The sequence below is a fragment of the Thalassovita sp. genome (assembly GCF_963691685.1).
In the GTDB taxonomy this organism is placed as follows: Bacteria; Pseudomonadota; Alphaproteobacteria; order Rhodobacterales; family Rhodobacteraceae; genus Thalassobius.
In genome coordinates this window covers 386,756-408,100 of the sequence record NZ_OY829290.1, presented here as the reverse complement: position 1 = coordinate 408,100, position 21,345 = coordinate 386,756, and the positions used below count along the sequence as shown (strand labels likewise).

General features: G+C 60.8%; 19 protein-coding genes and 1 other RNA gene. 11 read left to right on the top strand and 9 right to left on the bottom strand.

Features of this window, described 5'->3' with window-relative positions:
* Positions 1-17: 17 nt before the first annotated feature.
* Positions 18-536, bottom strand: a complete 519-nt coding sequence (locus ACORLH_RS01865; protein ID WP_321830925.1) for a fasciclin domain-containing protein — start codon at positions 534-536, stop codon at positions 18-20.
* A 226-nt stretch (positions 537-762) separates the two neighbouring features.
* Between ACORLH_RS01865 and cobO the strand changes: the two genes are divergently transcribed.
* The 3 genes from cobO to ACORLH_RS01850 all read left to right on the top strand — a co-directional run bounded on the left by cobO (position 763) and on the right by ACORLH_RS01850 (position 2,715).
* Positions 763-1,371: a cob(I)yrinic acid a,c-diamide adenosyltransferase gene (cobO, locus tag ACORLH_RS01860; protein WP_321830924.1), complete on the top strand. Its 609-nt coding sequence runs from the start codon at positions 763-765 to the stop codon at positions 1,369-1,371.
* Positions 1,371-1,859: a zinc dependent phospholipase C family protein gene (locus ACORLH_RS01855; protein ID WP_321830923.1), complete on the top strand. Its 489-nt coding sequence runs from the start codon at positions 1,371-1,373 to the stop codon at positions 1,857-1,859. Before cobO ends, ACORLH_RS01855 begins: the two co-directional genes overlap by 1 nt.
* Before the next feature lie 88 nt (positions 1,860-1,947).
* Positions 1,948-2,715, top strand: coding sequence for a FadR/GntR family transcriptional regulator (locus tag ACORLH_RS01850; RefSeq protein WP_321830922.1), 768 nt, complete (start codon positions 1,948-1,950; stop codon positions 2,713-2,715).
* 29 nt (positions 2,716-2,744) lie between these two features.
* On the opposite strand, the gene ACORLH_RS01845 is transcribed toward ACORLH_RS01850, so the two are convergent.
* The gene (locus ACORLH_RS01845) at positions 2,745-3,212 is read right to left on the bottom strand and encodes an SRPBCC family protein (RefSeq protein WP_321830921.1); all 468 of its coding nucleotides are present in this window, start codon (positions 3,210-3,212) and stop codon (positions 2,745-2,747) included.
* Positions 3,213-3,267: 55 nt separating this feature from the next.
* Positions 3,268-4,227 carry an NAD(+) diphosphatase gene (gene nudC, locus ACORLH_RS01840; RefSeq protein ID WP_321830919.1) on the bottom strand — a complete coding sequence of 320 codons (960 nt, stop codon included), beginning with the start codon at positions 4,225-4,227 and terminating at the stop codon, positions 3,268-3,270.
* A gap of 269 nt (positions 4,228-4,496) precedes the next feature.
* Here nudC and ACORLH_RS01835 point away from each other — a divergent pair, with 269 nt between their 5' ends.
* From ACORLH_RS01835 to rsgA, 3 genes are all read left to right on the top strand, one after another.
* Positions 4,497-6,455, top strand: a complete 1,959-nt coding sequence (locus ACORLH_RS01835; protein ID WP_321830918.1) for a 5'-nucleotidase C-terminal domain-containing protein — start codon at positions 4,497-4,499, stop codon at positions 6,453-6,455.
* A 58-nt stretch (positions 6,456-6,513) separates the two neighbouring features.
* Positions 6,514-6,612, top strand: an RNA gene (gene ffs / locus ACORLH_RS01830) — signal recognition particle sRNA small type.
* Positions 6,613-6,736: 124 nt separating this feature from the next.
* Positions 6,737-7,798, top strand: a complete 1,062-nt coding sequence (rsgA, locus tag ACORLH_RS01825) for a ribosome small subunit-dependent GTPase A (RefSeq protein ID WP_321830916.1) — start codon at positions 6,737-6,739, stop codon at positions 7,796-7,798.
* A 28-nt stretch (positions 7,799-7,826) separates the two neighbouring features.
* Here rsgA and ACORLH_RS01820 read toward each other — a convergent pair whose 3' ends face one another.
* Positions 7,827-8,327, bottom strand: coding sequence for a protein-tyrosine phosphatase family protein (locus ACORLH_RS01820; protein ID WP_321830915.1), 501 nt, complete (start codon positions 8,325-8,327; stop codon positions 7,827-7,829).
* Between the two features lie 230 nt (positions 8,328-8,557).
* Positions 8,558-10,093, bottom strand: a complete 1,536-nt coding sequence (locus tag ACORLH_RS01815; protein WP_321830914.1) for an ankyrin repeat domain-containing protein — start codon at positions 10,091-10,093, stop codon at positions 8,558-8,560.
* A gap of 311 nt (positions 10,094-10,404) precedes the next feature.
* Here ACORLH_RS01815 and ACORLH_RS01810 point away from each other — a divergent pair, with 311 nt between their 5' ends.
* The 4 genes from ACORLH_RS01810 (at position 10,405) to recR (ending at position 14,306) form a co-directional block, all read left to right on the top strand.
* The gene (locus ACORLH_RS01810) at positions 10,405-12,207 is read left to right on the top strand and encodes a DNA polymerase III subunit gamma/tau (protein WP_321830913.1); all 1,803 of its coding nucleotides are present in this window, start codon (positions 10,405-10,407) and stop codon (positions 12,205-12,207) included.
* Between the two features lie 4 nt (positions 12,208-12,211).
* The gene (locus ACORLH_RS01805; protein ID WP_321830912.1) at positions 12,212-13,075 is read left to right on the top strand and encodes a PhzF family phenazine biosynthesis protein; all 864 of its coding nucleotides are present in this window, start codon (positions 12,212-12,214) and stop codon (positions 13,073-13,075) included.
* 164 nt (positions 13,076-13,239) lie between these two features.
* Positions 13,240-13,584 (top strand): YbaB/EbfC family nucleoid-associated protein, encoded by a 345-nt coding sequence (locus tag ACORLH_RS01800; protein WP_058245259.1) that lies wholly within the window; start codon positions 13,240-13,242, stop codon positions 13,582-13,584.
* 122 nt (positions 13,585-13,706) lie between these two features.
* The gene (gene recR, locus ACORLH_RS01795) at positions 13,707-14,306 is read left to right on the top strand and encodes a recombination mediator RecR (protein WP_321830911.1); all 600 of its coding nucleotides are present in this window, start codon (positions 13,707-13,709) and stop codon (positions 14,304-14,306) included.
* Between the two features lie 16 nt (positions 14,307-14,322).
* Here recR and ACORLH_RS01790 read toward each other — a convergent pair whose 3' ends face one another.
* From ACORLH_RS01790 to ACORLH_RS01775, 4 genes are all read right to left on the bottom strand, one after another.
* The gene (locus tag ACORLH_RS01790) at positions 14,323-16,884 is read right to left on the bottom strand and encodes a putative bifunctional diguanylate cyclase/phosphodiesterase (protein WP_321830910.1); all 2,562 of its coding nucleotides are present in this window, start codon (positions 16,882-16,884) and stop codon (positions 14,323-14,325) included.
* Positions 16,885-16,919: 35 nt separating this feature from the next.
* Positions 16,920-18,161: an ABC transporter substrate-binding protein gene (locus ACORLH_RS01785; RefSeq protein WP_321830909.1), complete on the bottom strand. Its 1,242-nt coding sequence runs from the start codon at positions 18,159-18,161 to the stop codon at positions 16,920-16,922.
* A 240-nt stretch (positions 18,162-18,401) separates the two neighbouring features.
* Positions 18,402-19,541, bottom strand: coding sequence for an NAD(P)/FAD-dependent oxidoreductase (locus ACORLH_RS01780; RefSeq protein WP_321830908.1), 1,140 nt, complete (start codon positions 19,539-19,541; stop codon positions 18,402-18,404).
* Positions 19,542-19,769: 228 nt separating this feature from the next.
* Positions 19,770-20,516 (bottom strand): DUF1013 domain-containing protein, encoded by a 747-nt coding sequence (locus ACORLH_RS01775; RefSeq protein WP_321830907.1) that lies wholly within the window; start codon positions 20,514-20,516, stop codon positions 19,770-19,772.
* Between the two features lie 125 nt (positions 20,517-20,641).
* Here ACORLH_RS01775 and ACORLH_RS01770 point away from each other — a divergent pair, with 125 nt between their 5' ends.
* On the top strand, positions 20,642-21,340 hold the full coding sequence (locus ACORLH_RS01770) for a ribonuclease T2 (protein ID WP_321830906.1): 699 nt from the start codon (positions 20,642-20,644) through the stop codon (positions 21,338-21,340).
* Positions 21,341-21,345 lie beyond the last annotated feature (5 nt).

Genomic DNA, 21,345 nt, shown 5'->3' with positions numbered 1-21,345 from the left:
CCTGACCCGCTACCAAATCACTTCGGCAGCAAGACCTTGTTCACCACGTGCACCTTACCGTTGGAGGAGCCGAGGTCAGCCACCGTCACCAGACTGGCGTTGCCGCTTTCATCGTAGATGTAGACATGGCTGCCCTTCAGCTGCGCCGACAGCGCATCGCCGGACACCGTGTTGAAATGGAAGAAACCATCTTTGGAGTGTTTGATCTTGCGCACAAGATCAGCACTGGAGATGTCACCGGCCACCACATGCGCAGTCAGAACCTTGGTCAACAGGCCCTTGTTTTCGGGCTGCAGCAATGTGTCCACCGTGCCGTCTGGTAGCGCGGTAAATGCAGCGTTGACCGGCGCAAAGACGGTGAAGGGGCCATCGCCCTGCAGAGTTTCCACCAGACCGGCAGCCTGTACCGCGGCAACCAGGGTGGTGTGGTCGGGCGAGCCCACGGCGATATCCACAACGGTGCCATTCATTGCAACGGCGGACTGGCTAGCGCCGACAAATGCGGCGGCTAGGGTGATGGTTTTCAACGATTTCATTTGGTCTTCCTCCTGAACTTGTGGTGCAGGATCCGTCGCCCTGAACCTGCATTGGCTACGGGGCGCTGCCGAGAATGGTTCAATGCATTGCGGTCACAACATCATCACGCTTCCGTGAGGGGATCTGGCCCAAACGCAGCCGCCAATTACCCTTGCGCCTATGGCGCAAAGGCCCCTACAGTCGACCTCCAGAACAGGAACATGACATCCGACAGGAGAGCCGCAGATGACTGCCGACAGCGACCGTCACGCAATGAAAATGGCCAAGAAAAAGGCCGCGCGCGATAAGATCATGGCGACCAAGACCGATGAAAAAGGTCTGGTGATGATCAACACCGGCAAAGGCAAAGGCAAAAGCTCGGCCGCGTTTGGGATGATCTTCCGTTGCATCGCCCATGATATGAAATGCGCCGTGGTGCAGTTCATCAAAGGCGGGATGAGCACCGGCGAACGTGACCTGATTTTGGGCAAGTTTTCCGACACCTGTTCGTTCCACACCATGGGCGAAGGCTTCACCTGGGAAACCCAGGACCGCGACCGCGATATTGAAATGGCGCAGGCCGCCTGGGAGAAGGCCAAAGAGCTGATCCGCGACGAAAGCCACAAGATGGTGCTGCTGGATGAGATCAACATCGCGCTGCGCTATGACTACATCGACGTCAATGAGGTGGTGACTTTCCTGACCGAGGAAAAACCGCATATGACCCATGTGGTGCTGACCGGTCGCAACGCCAAAGACGAGCTGATTGAGATCGCCGATCTGGTCACCGAAATGGAACTGGTCAAACACCCCTTCAGGTCAGGCATCAAGGCACAGATCGGCGTCGAATACTGATGTTCATCGGGCATCTGCCCGCGGCCTATCTGGCGCTGAAACCGTTTCAGCGCCACCTGCCCCCGATGGCCTTCGGTGCTGCGCTGGTTGGCAGTGTGCTGCCGGATGTCGACATGCTGTGGTTCTATCTGGTCGACGACCGCGCCCAGCATCATCACGCCTATCTGACTCACCGGCCCATCTTGTGGATGAAGCTTTGGCTGCTGGGCATGCTGTTGCGCCGTTTCGCCCCGCGGCTTGGCATTATCCTGGCGATGCTGGCCACCGGGGCGCTGATCCATATGTTGCTGGACAGCATTGCGGGTGCAATCCACTGGGGCTGGCCTGTTGCCGGCGCGCCGATCACCCTGGTTGAGGTGCAGCCAACCCAAGATCACTGGATCAAATCCTTTCTCAGCCATTGGACGTTTAAGGTGGAAATCGCGATTTGCCTGCTGGCCGCGCTGGTCTGGTGGCGCAGCCGGACGCAACGCCGGCGCCCTGTCTAAAGAACCAGGCCTGACCAGTTCCGCCTGAGCCACCTTGCCAGAGGATTATGCCGGTCATATAAATTGACCAATTGCATAAAGGTGCCCGATGCCATTTCAGAAAGTTCAGCCCGAAAAACTCTCCACAGCGGTGACGCGACAGATTGAGTTGTTGATTTTGCGTGGGATTTTGCGCCCGGGCGAACGGCTGCCGGCCGAGCGGGAACTGGCAGAGCGGCTGGGCGTGTCGCGCCCGTCCCTGCGCGAGGCAATCTCGGAACTGCAGGAAAAGGGCTTGCTCAGCTCCAAGGCAGGTTCAGGGATTTACGTTGCTGATGTGCTGGGCTCTGCCTTCTCAGACGCTTTGGTCAAACTCTTCGCCAATCACGAAGAGGCGGTGTTTGATTACATCTCCTTCCGTCGTGACATGGAAGGTCTGGCGGCAGAACGGGCGGCGCGATTGGCCTCAGACACGGATCTGAAGGTGATCCAGACCGTCTATGACAAGATGGAAGCGGCCCATTCCAAGCGCAATCCGGATGATGAGGCGCAGCTGGACGCTGATTTTCACCTGTCGATCATTGAAGCCAGCCACAACGTGATCATGCTGCATATGATGCGGTCGATGTATCAGCTGCTGCGCGAAGGTGTGTTTTATAACCGCAAGATGATGTTCAAACAGCGCACCACCCGGGACACGCTGTTGATCCAGCACCGGGCGATCAACACGGCGTTGCAGGCGCGTGACGCCGAAGCGGCCCGCGGCGCGGTTGAGGCGCATTTGGATTATGTCCGCACCACCCTGCAGGACCTGAACAAAAGCGAACGCAATGAACGGGTTGCCCAACAGCGGTTTCAGCACGAACAATCCCGCTGAAACCGGCTAAGGGTTAGATCAGCGCCGGGTCAGGAGATCTGGCGAAACCGATCTTCCAGTTGGGTCGCATAAGCAGCGACCCGGGTGTGGAACGCCTTGTTCATCTTGGTGCGCGCCAGCTTCAGCGATTGCAGTACCAGACGCGCCGCCAGATTGTTCGCCTCCAGCTCCACATCGATGGAAATACGGGTCCGCTCAGGCGACATGGCCACCAGATCAACGTCGATCTTGCCCGCCATGCCCTGACCATCGCCGCGGAAACGGATCGCATTGGGCGGATCAAACTCCACCAGGCGTAACGCCACTTCGCGCAGCTTGCCGCGGTAGTGAAACTTCAGATCCCATTCCATCCCGACGCCGGGCACGCTCAACATGTCCTGGCGTTGCACTTCGACACCGCGGCGCAATGCGGCTGTTTCGAAGCTGGAAAAGTCAGTCATCATAGCAAAGACGTGGTCGATGGAGACGTCGACATCTTCTTTGGCGGAGAAATTCATATACTGGCCTGTAGTTAGTCGATTGATCGGATCAAACGTTGGGAACAATTTGGCGCTATTCCATGCGATCCGCAAGCCAGTTGCGCAACAGGAAATGTGCAATTGCACCTTTCCGCGCCGGTTTCAGCATCGGATGACGCCCGGCAAATGCCTGCATGATCTCCTCTCTGCTGAACCAACGGGCATCTTCGATCTCATTGGGATCAATGGTGATCTCATCGCTGAGCGCCTGCCCGGCGCAGCCAAACATCAACGAATTCGGAAAGGCCCAGGGTTGGCTGGCCAGATAGTCAACCGCGCCGACGGTGATGCCCGCCTCCTCCCAAACCTCGCGGCGCACGGCTGCCTCAATAGTTTCACCCGGTTCCACAAAGCCGGCCAGCAGGGAATACATGCCCTCAGGCCAGCCGGGGGAGCGCCCCATCAGAACCTGATTGCCCCGGGTGATCAGCATGATCACAACCGGATCGGTGCGCGGGAAGTGTGAGGCACCGCATTTACCGCAATTGCGCTGCCAGCCGGCCATCGCCAAGTCGCTGGGCTGACCACATTGGGCACAGAACCGATGGCTGCGGTGCCAGTTGAACAGCGCCCGGGCGGTGGCCACCAGTTCGGCGTCACGCGGGCTCAGCGCATTCATCACCATCCGCAGTTCGACAAACTGCGCCTCAGGCAGCAAAGGATGCTGCTGGCGCGATGGGTCTGTGAAGGCATTCAGCGTCGCATCATCGAGCGCCTCGGGATGCCAGGCAGAAATATCCTGCGCAAAAACCGGACCGGTGTCTTCGATGCCAAGGAAGATCGGCGCGCCCTTGGCCAGTTCCAGCACAGGGTGATCCAGCGGCAGGCGCACCAGCTGTGCCAGCGTGTCAGGTTCCGCGATCAGAGGTTTGCCGCGCCAGAGCGCCACAATAGTGCTGCGCGGGTCTGCCAGCAAACCCGATACATCCGCACGCAGCTCTGCCGCTCGGTTTAGGCCTGAGCCACCAAATGTGACGCTCTCTGCGTTTTTCATCACTGCCCTTCCCACATCCCAAATACCCGCATCTTGCCGGCGGCATATGTGCCCTTGGGTTTGCGCGCAGATTAGGCGCTAAGGGACCGGTGCAAAAGGGCAATTTTTCTATGCCAGGCCGACCCTGCGAACCGCAGCCTGGGCCCCGCGCCAGACAGGCGCGAAACTAGCCTGTCAATCCAGATTTTCCAACCTAAGTTTGAGACTGCCATCTCCTTGACACCAAGGGTGGTGAAATCTACCCATGGTAGTTGTGCAGGAGTGTTTGAGTGTCTAATACATTTGTAACCGCACCAATACCCAAGCCTGAAAAGTTGCTCACGGTCGCAGAGGCGCCGACCGGTGAGCTGCGCATTTTGCACACCACGGACCTGCACGGGCAGCTTCATTCCTATGACTACAGCCAGGATAAGACCGGCGCAAATTGTGGCCTAGCGCATCTGACGGGGCTGATCCGGCGACAACGCTCTGAGGTTGAACAAAGCCTGCTGTTCGACACCGGGGATTTCCTGCAAGGCAACTTGATCAGCGCGCCCGAAGCACTCACCCGGGTGCCGCCGCACAAACGGCTGCTGGGGGACACCCCGATCGTCGGGTTGATGAACCGCATCGGCTATGACGGCGCGACCTTGGGCAATCATGAGTTCGGCATTGGTCTGGGTCCGCTGAAAGGCGTGCTTCATGAGGCCAAGTTTCCGCTGGTCCTCAGCAACCTGCTGCGTGCCGAGGAGGAGGCCGCGCTGCTCAATGAGTTGCCGCAGGATCTGCTGCTGGAGCGACCGATCATCTGCAGCGATGGGATCCCCCGGACCCTTCGCATCGGGGTGATCGGGCTGGTGCCCGCGCAGACGCCGCTGTGGGAGTTGCCGAACCACCAGCACGTGCTGGAGTTTTCCCCCATCATCGCCGCCGCGCGCGCACGATCAGAGGCCCTGCGCCAGCGCGGCGCAGCGATTGTCATCGTACTGGCCCACACCGGAATAGCGGCACCGGGCACCGGGGCCCCGCCGGATCACAGCGCCTTGGAGATTGCAGCGCTGGAGACGGTGGATGTAGTCCTGTGCGGTCATCAGCACCGGCTCTTCCCGGCGGAGGATTTTGACGATCTTTCCGGCCTCAGCCAAAGCGCTGCGCGGTTGAAAATCGACAGTCGGCGCGGCCGGTTGGCCGGATGCCCGGCCACAATGGCGGGATCCTTTGGCAGCCATTTGGGTCAGATCGATCTGAAGCTGCGTTATGAACAAAACCGCTGGCATCTGGCTGCCAGCACATCGCAACTGCTGCCAGCCGAGGATCCGCCCGTTGAACTGACCCCGCTGTTGGCACCCTATCACAAGGCGGCGCGGCAACATGCCTGCACGCCGCTTGCCCGCATTGATCAGCCGCTGCATTCCCATTTCGCACGGTTCACCAATGACCGCAGTGTGCAGTTGCTGGCCCGCGCGCAAATCGACATGGCGCAAGAGCTGTTGCAGGGGCGCCCCGAGGCTGCCCTGCCGCTTATCTCTGCCGCGACCTCCTTCCGCACCGGCGGTCCAACCGGGTTGGGGCAATACCTGAACGTGCCCGCCGGCCAGCTGGAGCAACGCCATCTGGATGGGCTCTACCCCTATAATGACCTGTTTTGCCTGTCCCGGATCACCGGGCGGGAGCTGAAGGTCTGGCTGGAGGAAAACGGGCGCAATTTCATGCAGATCCAGCCGGGGCTCCCGGATCAGCCTTTACTGGATTCCAGCCTGCCTGGCTATCTGTTCGACCACCTGATTGGCCTCAGCTACGCCTATGATCTGACGGTGCCCTCTGCGCCACCCAGCGCCTATGCCGCTGACCAGTGGCTGACATTCAGCGCGCCCATTGGTCCGGGACGGCTGCGCCAGTTGCACTGGCAGGGGCAGGAAATCCTTGATGACCAGGAGCTGATCGTCGCTGGCAACAGTTTCCGCCTTGGCGGCGCTGGCGGCATTCCGGGCCTGTCCGCATCACGCTTTGTAATGCCGCCGACCCTGCCGATGCGTGAGGTGCTGAAACGGCATCTAACTGCGCTGAACCGCAACGCGGCGCTGCCGGAGCCTGAGAACACCTGGCGCATCCTGCCGATCACCGGCACCACCGTGCGGGTGCCCACCGTTGTGGGCGCCCTGCCCTATCTGGAAGACATCAGCCATCTGCGCCCCGAGGTGGTGCCCGTTGCCCCGCAGGGTCAGTTTGCCCTGCGGCTGCATCTGTAACCGCCGTCACCTGTCGCCGCCTCTTGCGCTGCCCAGCGCCGTCGCCTATATCACCCGTTGAGAGGTTGGCGCGGGCGAGCGCCTCGCCAACCCGGTCAGATCCGGAAGGAAGCAGCCGTAACGAGCCCCGCTTGGGTCGTTGTCCAGCCTCTCACCTACCCACCCCTTTCTTGCGGCACCTGCGATGGATCCATCAGATCCTGCCGCTATTGCTTGCCCTTGCGCCGAAAACCCGCATGCTGCAGGCCAGTAGAAACGCCCCTGAAGGATGAGGCCACCCTGTGAGCATCCATAGCCTTGAAGATCTGGGATGGAGCCCGTTTTTCGCCGATCAGCTGACCGCAGATGATTCGGATCTGGTGCCAGTGCGCGCCGCAACGGTGCAGCGCAGCCTGGCCCGCGGCCTTGGCGCCGAGGGTCTGACCCGGTTGATTTTCCCAAATGACATCAGCGCGGCGGATCTGGCCGTGGGCGATTGGCTGTTGATCGAACCCGAAAGCCACATGATCCGCCGGGTGCTGGACCGTAACTCCAAACTCAGCCGGCGCGCTGCGGGAGTGGAGGCCAAGTCACAGCTGCTGGTGGCCAATCTGGACACGCTGTTCATCACCACCTCCTGCAATGAGGATTTCAATCCCGCACGTATCGAACGGTATCTGGTGCTGGCGCTGGATGCTGATGTGACACCGGTTCTGGTGCTGACCAAATCTGACCTGACCGATGAGGCCGCGCGTTATCTGGCTGAGGCGCAGGCAATTTCGCCCAAATTCGCCGATGTCCTGTGCATCAACGCTACGGTCGCCGATGGCGTTGCCACATTGGAACGCTGGTGCGGGACGGGGCAAACGGTGGCCTTTGTGGGCTCCTCCGGGGTGGGGAAATCGACCCTGATCAATTCCTTGACAGAAGCGGCACAAGCCACCGCTGGCATTCGCGAAACCGATGCCAAGGGTCGGCACACCACCACATCCCGGTCACTGCATTTTGCCAATGCCGGCGGCATGGTCATCGATATGCCGGGCATGCGCGAATTGGGTCTGCACGATGTGGCCGGTGGCATTGCCGAATTGTTCGATGACATCACCGAACTGGCGGCGACCTGCAAATTCCGCAATTGCGCCCATGTCTCGGAACCGGGCTGCGCGGTTCTGGCCGCTGTCGACGCCGGTGAGATTTCCGAGGCCCGGCTGGACCGCTGGCGCAAATTGACGGCTGAGGATCAGCTGAATTCGGAAACGATGGGCCAGACCCGGCGCCGCGCCAAGGAAATCACCCGGCAGCACAAGGCCACGCTGGAGGCGCAATATCGGATGAAGGGCAAACGCAAGGGCAAGAAACGCTAAGCGTTTCTGTGGCTAGGGCGCCTGCGCCTCAGGCCTTCTTTGGTACCCGGCCGGTGCGCGCCCAAACCATCTGATCGTCGGTTTCAATGGCGCAGGGGCGCGTGTGACGCAGCCGTTCCAATGCGGTATCCGGTTTCTCACCGGCCGCCACCATCAGCCGCATCACCACCATACCCGACCGTCCGCAGCCGCCTTTACAATGGACCAGAACGCGGCCGCCACCACTCAGCGCAGCAAGGGCTGCTTTGCTGACCTCGGGCCATTTCTCCATGAACTCACCATCCGGCAGGCCGAAATCCTCAATCGGCAAATGCACGCAGCGACAGCCCGCATCCTGCATGTCGGCGCCAAGGCTGGTCACTTTCGCGGCCACAAACTCCACATCCGTGGTGAGTGAGATCAGCAGCGAGGGTTTCCATTCCTTCAGATGTTCCAGATCCGCGGCATAGTCGCCCCCCTGCCCCGGCAGGGGACAAAGCGCCAGAATGCCGCCACCGACGGTCAGGGCATGCAAAACAAAATCAGACATGGTTCTTCAAATCCCCGGCCATCACAGGCCCCGGCACCCGGTTGCGTCACCCAAACAGTTCTACCAAATTTCAGTCGACGCAGAAATACGGCCGCCGCCCAAAGCTTCAATTGAGGAAAAGCTTAGGGCCAAAGTATCGCGGCGCAAGGATCAAGCCACCAATCCCCGGGGATTCCGGTGGCAACATGGCGTGAATACCACAGGTCACCGGACGCTTTGGAGGGCCGGGCCTAGCCCAGCCCGCCTTCGACCAGCTGACCGGGATAGCGTTGCCCCCAATCACGCAGGAAGTCGGCCACTTCAGGATCGCCGGCCCAGTCAATCGCCTGACGCGGCAATGCCACCCCGTGGGTCAGCGCCATCTCAAGGCAGGCGATGTGATCCCGGCTGGCCCGGTTCGGGCAGTTCTCAGACCCATGAATGATGGTCGACAGCAAGGTGCCGCCATAGCCATTCACATGGCTCAGGTCCGGGCTCTGGCTTAGGAAATATCCCATCACCTCAGGCAGACCTTCCCAGCCCGCCAGCTGCACTGGCGGCAGACCCTGCGTATCCGGACGGTCAAACTCCATCCCCAGCGCCACCAGCGCCTGCATATGTGGCAGCTTGCCCTTCAGGCCAACGATATTGTGCAGCAAATGGCGATAGGCCTCCGGCAGCTGCGCCGGGTCGATGAAGCGCCCCTCCGGCACCTCCCCTTTGGCGGCGCGCGCCAATAGATCCTCCAGATCGCTCAAAGCGGGGGCGCCACGGGCCTCCACGGCTGCAGCCAACGCATCATTGCCAAAGACCCGGGCATAGCCGTAGGCCGTGGCCCCTTCGAAGACATCGGCCGGGTCCGCCCCGGCATCCAGCAGGATCTCGACCATCTCACGGTCGCACATGCGCCGCGCCGCCTGATGCAGGGCCGGGATCACCCAAGGTGCCTCCCCCCCGACAGGATCGGAGGCAAATTCGGTCACATCCGCACCCGCTGCCAGCAACAGGCGTACCGCCTCATGGTCGTTGAAATCCAGCGCCCGCAGCAATGCATTCGTGCCTTTCGGGTTGGCCCCGGCCGCCAATAGCATTTTCAGGCCCCGGTGATGGCCCAACTCCACCGAATGGTAGAGGCTCTCACCATCGTTGGGATCGGCCCCATGATCCAACAACCACTGCGCCAGCACCATATTGTCCGCTTGCCCCAGCGCCCCGTAGAGCACTGACAGCCCATGCCCCTCTGGCCCCGGCAGCGCATCGTTCACATCCGCCCCACCGGCGCGCAGCATCTCCGCAATCTCCAGCATCGCGGCTTCACGTTCGGGCCAGACGTGGATCATCTTGGAAAAACACAGGTGCACCATCGGGCTGCGTGGGCCCAGTTGTTTGGTGGCCGCCGCGGGATCGTCCCAAAGGGCGGCACGCACCGCCTCCACATCATAAAGCGCAATCGCACACCCCAGCAGCCCCTCAGCCAGATCCGGCGTTTCCTGCAACAGGTGCTGCACCACCACGGTCTGCCCATTGGCCAGCGCCAGTTTCAACCGCTGCTGGCGGGCGGCGCGGTCCAGCCCCATGGTTTCAGCCGCCAGTTTCAATGCGGGCCAACTGGCGAAATTCTGTTCGCGTGCAATCACATGCAAATAATCCGCATGGCGCAACGCCGCATCATCGCTGCGGGGGGGATGCACCCGCAACCGCTCCAAGGCATGGGGCACCCCGGCCTCATGATCCTTGCGCAACCCTTTGGCCGCGCGACGCAACTTGTCCAATGATAGGTTAGTCATCGGCTTCTCCTAAAACAGGCCCAGTGGTTCGCTCAAACGGGCAGGAAAATCCGAAGATCGGTTTTCGTCATCTCTCAGAGGGAGGCGCAAGCACTTTCCGCGAACCTGGGGGCCGTCCCTGAGCGGCCTTGGCCAGACCCTAACGCGCTGCGCCGCGCAAGACAACCACCCAGCGCCAGCACCGCAATCTGAGTGAATTTCGCCGACCCGCCAATCCGGTAGACGTGCCCGCCCCCTTCACATACCTTAGCCCGGCAGACGAATCCGCAGGGCGCTTTGCCTCCCCTGCGAAGCCCCCGTGAAAGGCCATCATGAGCGACACCGAAACCACCGCCTATCAGGTCCTGGCCCGTAAATATCGCCCGGAAACCTTTGCCGATCTGGTGGGTCAGGATGCGATGGTGCGCACGCTGAAAAACGCGTTTGAGGCGGATCGGATTGCGCAGGCCTTTGTGATGACGGGTATTCGCGGCATCGGCAAAACCACAACCGCGCGGATCATTGCCAAGGGCATGAACTGTATCGGCCCCGATGGCACCGGCGGCCCAACAACGGAACCCTGCGGCCAGTGCGAACATTGCACCGCCATCATGGAAGGCCGCCACGTCGATGTGATGGAGATGGACGCGGCCTCGCGCACCGGGGTGGGCGACATCCGTGAAATCATCGATTCGGTCCATTATCGCGCGGCCTCGGCCCGCTATAAGATCTACATCATCGATGAGGTGCACATGTTGTCGACCAGCGCGTTCAACGCGCTGCTGAAAACGCTGGAAGAACCGCCAGCCCATGTGAAATTCATCTTTGCGACCACCGAGATTCGCAAGGTGCCTGTCACCGTGCTCAGCCGATGCCAACGCTTTGACCTGCGCCGGATTGAACCGGAACAGATGATCGGCCTCCTGCGCAAAATCGCCACGGCGGAAAGCGCTGAGATCAGCGATGATGCGCTGGCCCTGATCACCCGGGCCGCTGAAGGCTCGGCGCGGGATGCGACCTCGCTCCTCGATCAGGCGATCAGCCACGGCGCCGGGGAAACCAACGCCGATCAGGTCCGGGCCATGCTGGGCCTTGCTGACCGTGGCCGGGTGCTGGACCTCTACGATATGATCATGCGCGGCGATGCGGGTGCGGCGCTGGCTGAACTGGGTGCGCAATATGCCGATGGCGCTGACCCGATGGCAGTGCTGCGCGATCTGGCTGAGATCACGCACTGGATCTCAGTGGTGAAGATCACGCCGGAAGCCGCCGAAGACCCCACCGTCAGCCCCGATGAACGCGCCCGCGGTCAAGCCATGGCGGAAAAACTGCCGATGCGCGCCATGACCCGGATGTGGCAGATGCTGCTGAAGGCCCTGGATGAGGTCGCCAGCGCACCAAACGCCATGATGGCGGCTGAGATGGCGGTCATTCGCCTGACCCATGTCGCTGACCTGCCCAGCCCCGAAGATCTGGTGAAGAAGCTGAAGGATGCAACGCCCCCCCCGATGCCCGGTGGCGCGCCGATGGGCCCCGGCGGCGGTGGCGGCTATGCTGGCCAGCCACAGGGCGGTTCACAGGGCGGCGCGCAGGGTGGCGCGATGACGCAAGCCCAAGGCAGCCCGATGCCACAGGGCGGTGCCCCGATGGGTGGCGGCGGGCCACAGGCGGCGCTGGCGCAGGACGTGCAGGCCGCTCTGGCGCGCTACCCCAGCTTTGACCATGTTGTGGAACTGATCCGCGAACACCGCGATATGAAACTGCTGGTGCAGGTGGAAACCTATCTGCGCCTTGCCGCCTATCGCCCCGGTCGGATCGAATATCAGCCCACGCCCGATGCGCCACAGGATCTGGCCAGCCGTCTGGGTCAAGCGCTGCAGAACTGGACCGGCAGCCGTTGGGCGGTGATCCTTGTGAATGAGGGCGGCGGTGAAACCATTGACGAAAAGCGCAATGCCAAGCTGAACGCGCTGAAGGCCGAAACCGAGGCCCATCCGATGATGCAGGCGATCCGCGCCGCCTTCCCCAAATCGCGCATCACCAAGATCCGCACCCCGGAAGAACTGGCCGCACAGGCGCAGGAAGACGCGCTGCAAGAGGTCGAGGACGAATGGGACCCCTTCGAGGAGGAGTGATCTGATGCCTCCCCGTCAGCGCCGCTTCCTGCAGGTAGATGTGTTTTGTGATGCGCCCGCCAAGGGCAATGGTCTGGCCGTTGTGGTGGATGCGGAGGGCCTCAGCACCCAGCAGATGCAGGATTTCGCCGCCTGGACCAATCTGGCGGAAACCACTTTCCTTTTGCCACCAGAAGATCCCGCCGCCGACTACAAGGTGCGGATTTTCACCCCCGCCAAAGAGATGCTCTTTGCTGGCCACCCGACGCTGGGCAGCTGCATCAGCTGGCTGCATTGTGACGGCGCACCTCAGGTGCCGGGCGTGGTGCGGCAGGAATGCGCCATCGGTCTGGTCGACATTGATGTCAGCGGCCCGCAGCCCGCATTTGTGGCGCCCCCCACCCAGATATCCCCGATGGGCCCGGCAGAGCGGGACCGGCTGATCGCTGCGATGCAGATTGACCCATCTTGGGTGAAGAACACCATCTGCCTCAACAACGGCCCGGCCTGGAACCTCTTTGAAATGCACAGCGCCGCGCAGGTGCTGGCGGTTGATGCCAGCCTGACCCGCGCGCCTGATCACGCCGGCCTGTCGCTGATCGGGGCCCATCCCGCAGGGGCGAACTGTGCCTATGAGGTGCGCAACATCGCCCCCTCCAGCGGCATGTTGGAGGACCCGATCACCGGCTCCCTCAATGCCGCAATCGCCCATTGGCTGGCGGCAGAGGGGCGTCTGCCCACCGAAATGGACCAGCCCATGGAGGTGGCGCAGGGCAGCGCCATCGATCGCCCCGGCCGCATCACCTATGGCCGTGATCCGAACCGCCCCGGTGCGGTGATGATCGGCGGCGCGGTCAATGTGCTGATCGACGGGCAGCTGTACCTCTAACCCGGGGTGACAGCGCAACAGTTTGCCCACCTCCCCCTAAGCCAGCCCTCCCCACTGCCGTTGATAGAGGCACAGATAGCCCCAGCTTCTGCCCCACCAAGGGCTTGTCGCAGCGCAGCACAGCCCGTATCTAATGCGGCAACAACACTTCAGGAGAGTCCCCCATGCTGAAAGGTCTCGGCGGTCTTGGCGATATGGCCAAGATGATGAAAAAAGCTCAGGAAATGCAGGGCAAAGTTGCCGAATTGCAGGAAGAGCTGGAAAACATGACCGTCACCGGTGAATCCGGCGCTGGTCTGGTCAAAGCAAGCTGCACCGCCAAAGGTGTGCTGAACGGTCTGGACATCGATCCGTCGATCTTCCACCCCGACGAAAAAGAAGTGGTCGAGGATCTGATCCTGGCCGCCATCAAAGACGCCCAAACCAAAGCCAGTGCCAAGGCGCAGGAAGAAATGTCCAAACTGACCGAAGGTCTGGGCCTGCCGGCGGATGTAAAACTGCCGTTCTGATCCCTTAAGATCAACACCATGCCCCAAGGGTCCGCCGATGGCGGGCCCTTTTTCATGTCTCAACAGGTGGTGGGCGCAATCGCCTGTTGTTCTTCTGTTGTTCTCCATCGTATCGTCTGCACATGAGTGATCCTGCCCCCAAAGATATCGACAATCTGATCGAGCTTTTGGCCAAGCTGCCGGGGCTGGGTCCCCGCTCAGCCCGCCGCGCCGTGTTGCATATGATCCGCAAACGCGCGCTGCTGCTGACCCCGCTTGCCGACCAGATGCAGCGGGTGGCGGAAACCGCGCGGGAATGCCTGAATTGCGGCAATGTCGGCACCGCAGACATTTGCAACATCTGCGCCGATGAGAAACGCGGCAATGGCATCCTCTGCGTGGTTGAGGATGTCGCCGACCTCTGGGCGATGGAACGTGCCGCCGTGTTCAAAGGACGTTATCACGTTCTGGGCGGCACCCTGTCCGCGCTGGATGCTGTTGGCCCCGAAGAACTGCGCATTCCGCAGCTACTGGACCGGGTCACCGCCGAAGGCATCGGTGAGGTTATTCTGGCGCTCAACGCCACCGTGGATGGCCAGACCACCGCGCATTACATCGCTGACCAGTTGGAGGGTCAGGTGACCCTCACCTCACTGGCGCAGGGTGTGCCCATCGGCGGGGAGCTGGATTATCTGGATGAAGGCACCATCAGCGCCGCCCTCAACGCCCGTCGACAGATTTAACCACAGGTCCGCTCACCTAGGCTCGCTTGACCCATTGCCGGCTGGGGAAAAACCGCCGGGGTTGGTAACCTTCGACAAATTTCACCAGCTCCGCATGTGGCAAGGGTTTGGAGAAATGAAATCCCTGCAACACATCGCAGCCCAGATGGCGCAGGATCAGCGCATGGTCCTCGGTCTCCACCCCTTCGGCGACAATCTTCACATTAATGGTTTTGCCCATCTCCATGATCGAACTCAGCAGGTTGGCGGACTGTTTCGATTTCAGGATCGGCATCACCAGCCGGCGGTCAATCTTCATGAAATCAGGCTTAATCTGCATCAGCCCCACGATCGAGGCATGGCCCGAGCCGAAATCATCAATTTCAATCAGATAGCCCCGGTTCCGGATCTTGTTAAGCGCTTCACGGAACAGGTCGGTCTGATCCTCCAGAAACACCGATTCCAAAATCTCAAACGCCACTTTGGGCCCGTTTGCCGGCACTTCGCGCAGCTCAATATCATTGGCGAGGGTGCGAATGCGGGCCGCTGTGACGTTGAAAGACACCTTGGGGAAGCGCAGGTTGCGCCGCTGCATGTCGCGCGCGACCTTCATACCTTTGCGGAAAATGCACTCATCAATCTCCTCGATACAGGACATCTGCGCCGCCACCGGCAGGAACACATCCGGCATAACAACGCCCAACTCAGGCGAATGCCAGCGCGCCAGGGCTTCAAAGCCGCAAATCTCACCGGATTGGGCACAGATCTGGGGCTGGAAATAGGGCTCAAACTGCTCCTCCGTCAGGGCGCGCTGCATCAGGATCGAAATCTCACGGTTGAAGCACACTGCGTCATGCAGGCTGCTGCCGTAGTGCACCACCTGATTACGTCCGCTCTCTTTGCTTTTGTAAAGCGCGGCGTCGGCACTGCTGATCAGCTCCTCAAGGGGGATCAAACCATCCAGCGTGGAGGCCACCCCGAAACTGGCCCCTATCCGCAGCGGTTTGCCCTCATAGCTGTGCGGTTCATTGATCTTCTCAAGGATACGCTGCCCCAGCTTCACCGCCTGATCAGAGGTGGCCCCGGCAGACATCAGCACGATAAACTCATCCCCGCCAACCCGGGCGGCAATATCGGTCTTGCGGGAATTTTCCGTTAGGATTTTGGCAATGATCGTCAGGACATAATCCCCTGCGTCATGGCCCATCGTGTCATTGATGTTTTTGAAATGATCCAGATCGATCCGCAGAAGGGTGGCGTGCGGAACCTCCCCCTTGGCGCGCAGCTCCAACTCTTCATTCAGCACCCGCCGGTTGGGCAGGCCGGTCAGCGGATCGTGGCGGGCCAAATGTTCGGTCGCCTTATTCGCAGCGGCCAGATCATCACGTTGCTGACGTTCCATCGTGACATCATGCGAAATCGCCATGAACCCGTAGATCTGACCATCATCGCGGGCCAATGGCGTGATGCTGAGTGCGATCCAATAGGGGGTGCCGTTTTTGGCATAGTTCAGGATCTCAGCCTTGATCGCGGTACGCGCCCGAACCGCATGGCTAAAGGCCGCCCGAGTGTCGGGATCAGTATCCGCGCCCTGCAGGAAATTGCTTGGCTTGCGCCCGCGCACCTCTGAAATTTTGTAGCCCGAAAGCGCCTCAAACGACGGGTTACCCCAGATGATCCGTTGCTCCAGATCGGTCACCAAAATTGCGTCATTGGCATTTTCCGCCACCGCCGCCAGCTCTGACAGGTGTTCTTTTTGCTGTTCCAGCGCCTTATGCGGCATCACAATCGTGGCCCGCCCCAACCAGGCAAAGATCGAAAAAGACACAAGCAAAGTGGCGGAGATCGCTGTCATGACGTTGAACAGCAGCATCCGCCCGACCGACGCCGTGGCCTCAACATCCGGGATGGAAACCAGAGACAACTGATCATGCGCCACCGACTCCACCCAATGCCCCAGCGCCTCTTGCTCAGCGACAAACCCCGGATCTGCCGCGGCGACAAAGCTGCGTCGGGTCACGTTGTTGGCGGTGAAAACCGCGTCAAAATCAATATCAACTTCGGCCACCAGCACCCCTTCGGCAAAGCCACGGTTGAACACGGGCACCGCCATCAACAGATAGGGTGCCTGCGTATCCGGGATCAGCTTCACCACCGCTGGCGCATATCGGTTCTCGGCCTTGATGGTCTCTTCAAAGGCCGCGATCCATTCTGGCGACCTCACCGCCTCTTTCGGGACGCCCTGCAGCGTGGCATGGGCCGTCACCTCCTGCAAAGCGTCCAGCAGGGTGACGGAAATCAATCCGTCCGGGCGCGGCAGCGTTTCGAAGTAATTGCTGACGACATCAGCGTTTTCCACATAGCCGATCACCACAGACACAACATTTTCCTGTGCCGCCACAAACTGTAGCAGCTGCTGATATTGCGCCAGTTCATTGTCAAAGGCCCGGGCTTCTTTTTCGGCCTGATCTTGAATGACCTTGGCTTGGTTGGCCTCCAGAAACGGGGTTGAGGTGAACCAGATGGCCCCGGCGCTGCACAGGATTGTGGCACAGAGCACCACCCCAACAAGGAACCAAAAGCGGCGGCTGACAGACACGCGGTTTCTCCTGCAATTAGGGTATCAGGGACGTATTACTGGGCGTGGATCAGATGACCCTCAGGCGCAAACCGCGCCATACAAAGGTCACTGCGCCCCAGCGCCTCATGCGCATCGGGGCTGGACACATCATAGGCATCAAAGGGCTTTTCATAGGATCCAAGGATGCCCTCTACTTCGGCCTCCAGACTTTCCAGCGACAGGCGCACCGCATCGCGTTTCTGCCCGATTCCACCGCCCCACGCGGGGGTTTCCGCGGCCTGCGCCACCGCGGCAACAAATATGCGGCCCAGATCATAGCCATGCACAAATCCAGCCGCCGCGGGCACATCCGCCAGTTCCGCCGGTTCGCCCTTGGCATGAGACAGCGCCAGCTGCAGCGCCGCATTGCCGCCTTTTTCCCGGGCCAAGCCACAGGTCTGCAGCACCTCCAGATCCAAGCGGTCACGGGTGTCCGGCGTGACATGCTGCGCAAACGGCCCGCCCATAATCCCCCAATGGCTGAAGGTCCGGATCGGCTGATCCAGATCGGCCAAGACATTCACAACCTGCGCGCCATTGTCCCAATCCGCCAGCAAAACCGCGCAATCAGCACCGCTGCGCCGAACGTCTTCGGCCAGTCGCTTGGCCGTCGCCTGCCCGATCGTGACATCAAAGTAATGGGTCGAGGCCGGCCGCATCCTCCGCTTATCCAGCGCCGCTGTCAGGGTTTTGTAATTCGCACGCCCCCAACCAGTATCGATCAAAATCAGGCTCACCGCCTGACAGCCCGCCTGATCCACCGCGCGTGAAATCAGATAGCCCCCCGCCTTGGTGTCATCCACCGACAGACGGAACAGCCAGTTTTCACCACCGCTTTCACCGCGGGTGATAGGCCCGCCCGCGGACCAGGGCAGCAGGAACAACACATCGTTTTCATTGATAAAATCGCGGTGTGTCAGATAGGGCGGCGAATGCATGCCACCCACCATTGCAATCGCATTGGTGGAATTCAGAAAATCTTCCATATGGGTGCGCGATCGTTTCACATTGGCCCGGTGATCACGCCGCACCAATTTCAATGTGGTGCCCGCGACCTCGTAGCCCGTTTCAGAAAGGGCTGAGGCCAGGCCGCTTTCAATCGCCTCCGCCGCATGGGAGGCAATCGAATAATCCGCATCAATGTGTACCTCCAGCACCGGCTCAGACGGGGGAACAGGGGCGTTATCGGCGCGGCTGGCGAGGGGCACCAGAGTCCCCAAAACACCGATCACGGACATCAACATCAAACGCAGCATGGGCAGGCCTCCTTTTGCCGGATCAGGAAGCCCGCGGGCACTTAATGCGGTGTTAACGCGGCAAAGCCGAACACCGAGGGTTTTCAGAAATATTGAGGAAAACCAGCGAGACCTCGGCTGAGAAACATGGCTGATTAACTGCTTAGTCCTTGACGCGCCGCAGAAATCTCAGGGGCCCACCCAAAGGCGGGGTGCCCTCTGCCAACAGGCCCAACCCAACACCTAGAAATAGGTGCAATTTTAGGAACCGCGGGTCTCCGCCACCCAATCGGGCAGCGCCACATCCCGCGCAACAAGCGCACCCAATCGGCCCAGCTCATCACTGCATTTGGCACCCCGCCCACTGCCGCCTGTGGCAACGCTGATCCGGTCACTCTGACGTTGCAACACTGGCTGAATACTGTTGGTGAAGGTTGTGATGCAGGGCGCAATTTTCGTAGACGCGATGGCCAGATCCGGCATCCGCTCCTGCAGCCGTTCCAGCAGATGATCGCCAACCTCAGGATCACCGCCACTGCGGAACCAGGCCTTGCGCTCAGCCTCCCCCGGCAATTCCAGATCCACCGGATCACCGCCGATTTTCAGGTAAACGCGGCCATCAGGATAGGCGACCGGCGGCAAGAGGTAGGGATCATTGTCCGGTTCCAGATAAATCAGCGGCGGCATGTCGCGCAGACGATCCTGTTCCGCCGCGGCGACTTCTGCCAACAAAACGGTACGCGCATAGACATGCAGCGGCAGCGGCTCGGGCAGCAGCTCATTGGTAAACCCGCCCGCCGCCACCAGAACCTGATCGGCGCTGAGGTGCCCGGCGGTGCTGTCAATCTCCACCCCATCCCCGGTTTCCCGCAGGCCCGTCACCATGGCGGTGATGACATGGGCGCCCAGCTTTTGCGCCGCAACACCCTGCGCCCGCACCATAAGACGGGGGTTGATATGCCCCGCGCCACGCGGCTCAAACAGGCCCAGAGTGTCTGATGCGAACTGGAAATAAGGGAACCGCTGCTGCAAGGCCTGCCCGCGCAGCGCCTCGCAATGAATGTTGTCACGCTGGGCGCCGCGCTCCACCGCACGGATCAAGGGCGTGTGGTCCGGCCCCGCCATCAACAGCCCTGTTTCAGTGAAAAACCGGATGCCACTGGCCCGCTCAATCTCACTGTAGCGGGCAATGCTCTCCCGGCTGACCCGGCTCCAGAACGGATAGGGATCCAGCGAACGTGTGATGCGGGCCTCATCATAATGGCTGGCAAAAACGCCGGGATGGCTGGCGTAATCCTGCGGCTCATCCGGGCCGATCAGCAGCACCTCCTCACCCATCAGCGCCAGATGCCGCGCCGCCGCCGCCCCGATCATTCCCTTGCCAATCACCGCGATGACCATCGCCACCTCCCGCGCTACACCACCAAACTCTGCGCGGTCAGAGTGGCGAATGCCGCCCCAAATGGAAAGCCCCTCTCAACAGGTGCATCAGATGCTGCGCGGCGCGCACGGATCGTGGCAACAGGCGCGCGGGCAGACGCGCCGCCCGGCCCCCAACCAGCGCGCAAAGAAAAACCCCCACGGGCCGGGCCCGCAGGGGTTTTGCAATCTTCACAGACATGACAGCGCTTAGGGCTGTTCGTCTTCGTCCGATCCGCCGGGGAGGTTGAAGAAGCTATCCGCATCGATGATCTCTTCTTCTTTCTCGTCCTCATCGTCACCGCCAAGGCTAAAGGTCTCCAGACCTTCAATCGCGGTCGGGATCTTCGGCGCTTCTTCTTCCATCGACAGCGACTGTTCGGTGCTCACCAGTTTGCGGCGCTCATCGTCGCTCATCACGCCGCCTTCAGCGGCTTTCTTGGCAACGGCTTTCTGCACCGCCGAATCCAGCTCAGACTGTTTACACAGGCCCAGAGCCACCGGATCCACCGGGGTGATGTTGGCGATGTTCCAATGGGTGCGTTCGCGAATCGCCTGAATGGTCGGTTTGGTGGTGCCGACCAGCTTGCTGATCTGACCATCCGACAGTTCGGGGTGGAACTTCACCAGCCAGTAGATCGACGCCGGGCGGTCCTGACGCTTGGACAGCGGCGTGTAGCGCGGGCCACGGCGCTTTTCTTCGCCAACGGCTGCGGCATTGAACTTCAGCTTCAGCTTGTGCAGCGGGCTTTTCTCTGCCGCATCAATCTCTTCCTGCGTCAGCTGGTTGTTGGCGACCGGGTCAAACCCTTTGACGCCCGGGGCCACATCGCCATCCGCGATGCCCTGGATCTCCAGCTCATGCATGCCGACAAAATCGGCGATCTGCTTGAAGCTGATCGTGGTGTTGTCGATCAGCCAGACAGCGGTGGCTTTTGCCATAATCGGCTTGGACATTGCATGTCTCCTTAACTTACAACTTCCCCGTCGCCTGAAACAGGCTGTCCCGGGACGGAACGGATCACCTTTTAGGGGGAACTTGGCCTCTATATAGTCTTTCAGAGTTGATAAGGAAAGAGAGAATGCATTTGTCCCGCCCACGCCGCAATTCCCGCGTATTTCGCCCATTCTTTAAAGGTCTGAGCCGCCTAGCTGGCGCCTGCCTTATCGCCCTAACCGCGACTGCCCCCGCTCAGGCGGAGGGGGAGCGTTCGGGCGTTTTTGACTATTACGTCATGGCGCTCAGCTGGTCGCCAACCTGGTGTGCGCTGGAAGGCGATGCACGGCAGTCACCGCAATGCGAAGACAACGCCGATCATGGCTGGATCCTGCATGGGCTGTGGCCGCAGTTCCACCGCGGTTGGCCGTCTTACTGCCCCACAACGGCACGCCAGCCGAGCCGCCAAATGACCGCAGAAATGGCCGATATCATGGGCACCTCTGGCCTGGCCTGGCATCAGTGGAAAAAACACGGCACCTGCTCCGGCCTTACCGCGCGCACCTATTACGCGCTGTCCCGGCAGGCCTATGGCACGGTGACCAGACCAGCGGTGTTCCGTAAGTTGGAGAAGACGGTGAAGCTGCCTGCGCGTGTGGTGGAGGAGGCTTTCCTGAAAGCCAACCCTGATCTGGAGCCAGACATGGTCACCGTCACCTGCAAATCCAACCGGATTCAGGAGGTGCGGGTCTGCCTGTCCAAAGATCTGGATCCCGTTCCCTGTGGTCGGGATGTGGTGCGCGACTGTCAGATGACAGACGCGCTCTTTGATCCGGTGCGATAAGCGCG

What these genes read in the sequence shown, in the direction of transcription:
- ACORLH_RS01865 (WP_321830925.1), bottom strand. Translation starts at nt 536, where the DNA reads ATGAAATCGTTGAAAACCATCACCCTAGCCGCCGCATTTGTCGGCGCT.
- cobO (WP_321830924.1), top strand. Translation starts at nt 763, where the DNA reads ATGACTGCCGACAGCGACCGTCACGCAATGAAAATGGCCAAGAAAAAG.
- ACORLH_RS01855 (WP_321830923.1), top strand. Translation starts at nt 1,371, where the DNA reads ATGTTCATCGGGCATCTGCCCGCGGCCTATCTGGCGCTGAAACCGTTT.
- ACORLH_RS01850 (WP_321830922.1), top strand. Translation starts at nt 1,948, where the DNA reads ATGCCATTTCAGAAAGTTCAGCCCGAAAAACTCTCCACAGCGGTGACG.
- ACORLH_RS01845 (WP_321830921.1), bottom strand. Translation starts at nt 3,212, where the DNA reads ATGAATTTCTCCGCCAAAGAAGATGTCGACGTCTCCATCGACCACGTC.
- nudC (WP_321830919.1), bottom strand. Translation starts at nt 4,227, where the DNA reads ATGAAAAACGCAGAGAGCGTCACATTTGGTGGCTCAGGCCTAAACCGA.
- ACORLH_RS01820 (WP_321830915.1), bottom strand. Translation starts at nt 8,327, where the DNA reads ATGTCTGATTTTGTTTTGCATGCCCTGACCGTCGGTGGCGGCATTCTG.
- ACORLH_RS01815 (WP_321830914.1), bottom strand. Translation starts at nt 10,093, where the DNA reads ATGACTAACCTATCATTGGACAAGTTGCGTCGCGCGGCCAAAGGGTTG.
- ACORLH_RS01810 (WP_321830913.1), top strand. Translation starts at nt 10,405, where the DNA reads ATGAGCGACACCGAAACCACCGCCTATCAGGTCCTGGCCCGTAAATAT.
- ACORLH_RS01805 (WP_321830912.1), top strand. Translation starts at nt 12,212, where the DNA reads ATGCCTCCCCGTCAGCGCCGCTTCCTGCAGGTAGATGTGTTTTGTGAT.
- ACORLH_RS01800 (WP_058245259.1), top strand. Translation starts at nt 13,240, where the DNA reads ATGCTGAAAGGTCTCGGCGGTCTTGGCGATATGGCCAAGATGATGAAA.
- recR (WP_321830911.1), top strand. Translation starts at nt 13,707, where the DNA reads ATGAGTGATCCTGCCCCCAAAGATATCGACAATCTGATCGAGCTTTTG.
- ACORLH_RS01785 (WP_321830909.1), bottom strand. Translation starts at nt 18,161, where the DNA reads ATGCTGCGTTTGATGTTGATGTCCGTGATCGGTGTTTTGGGGACTCTG.
- ACORLH_RS01780 (WP_321830908.1), bottom strand. Translation starts at nt 19,541, where the DNA reads ATGGTCATCGCGGTGATTGGCAAGGGAATGATCGGGGCGGCGGCGGCG.
- ACORLH_RS01775 (WP_321830907.1), bottom strand. Translation starts at nt 20,516, where the DNA reads ATGTCCAAGCCGATTATGGCAAAAGCCACCGCTGTCTGGCTGATCGAC.
- ACORLH_RS01770 (WP_321830906.1), top strand. Translation starts at nt 20,642, where the DNA reads ATGCATTTGTCCCGCCCACGCCGCAATTCCCGCGTATTTCGCCCATTC.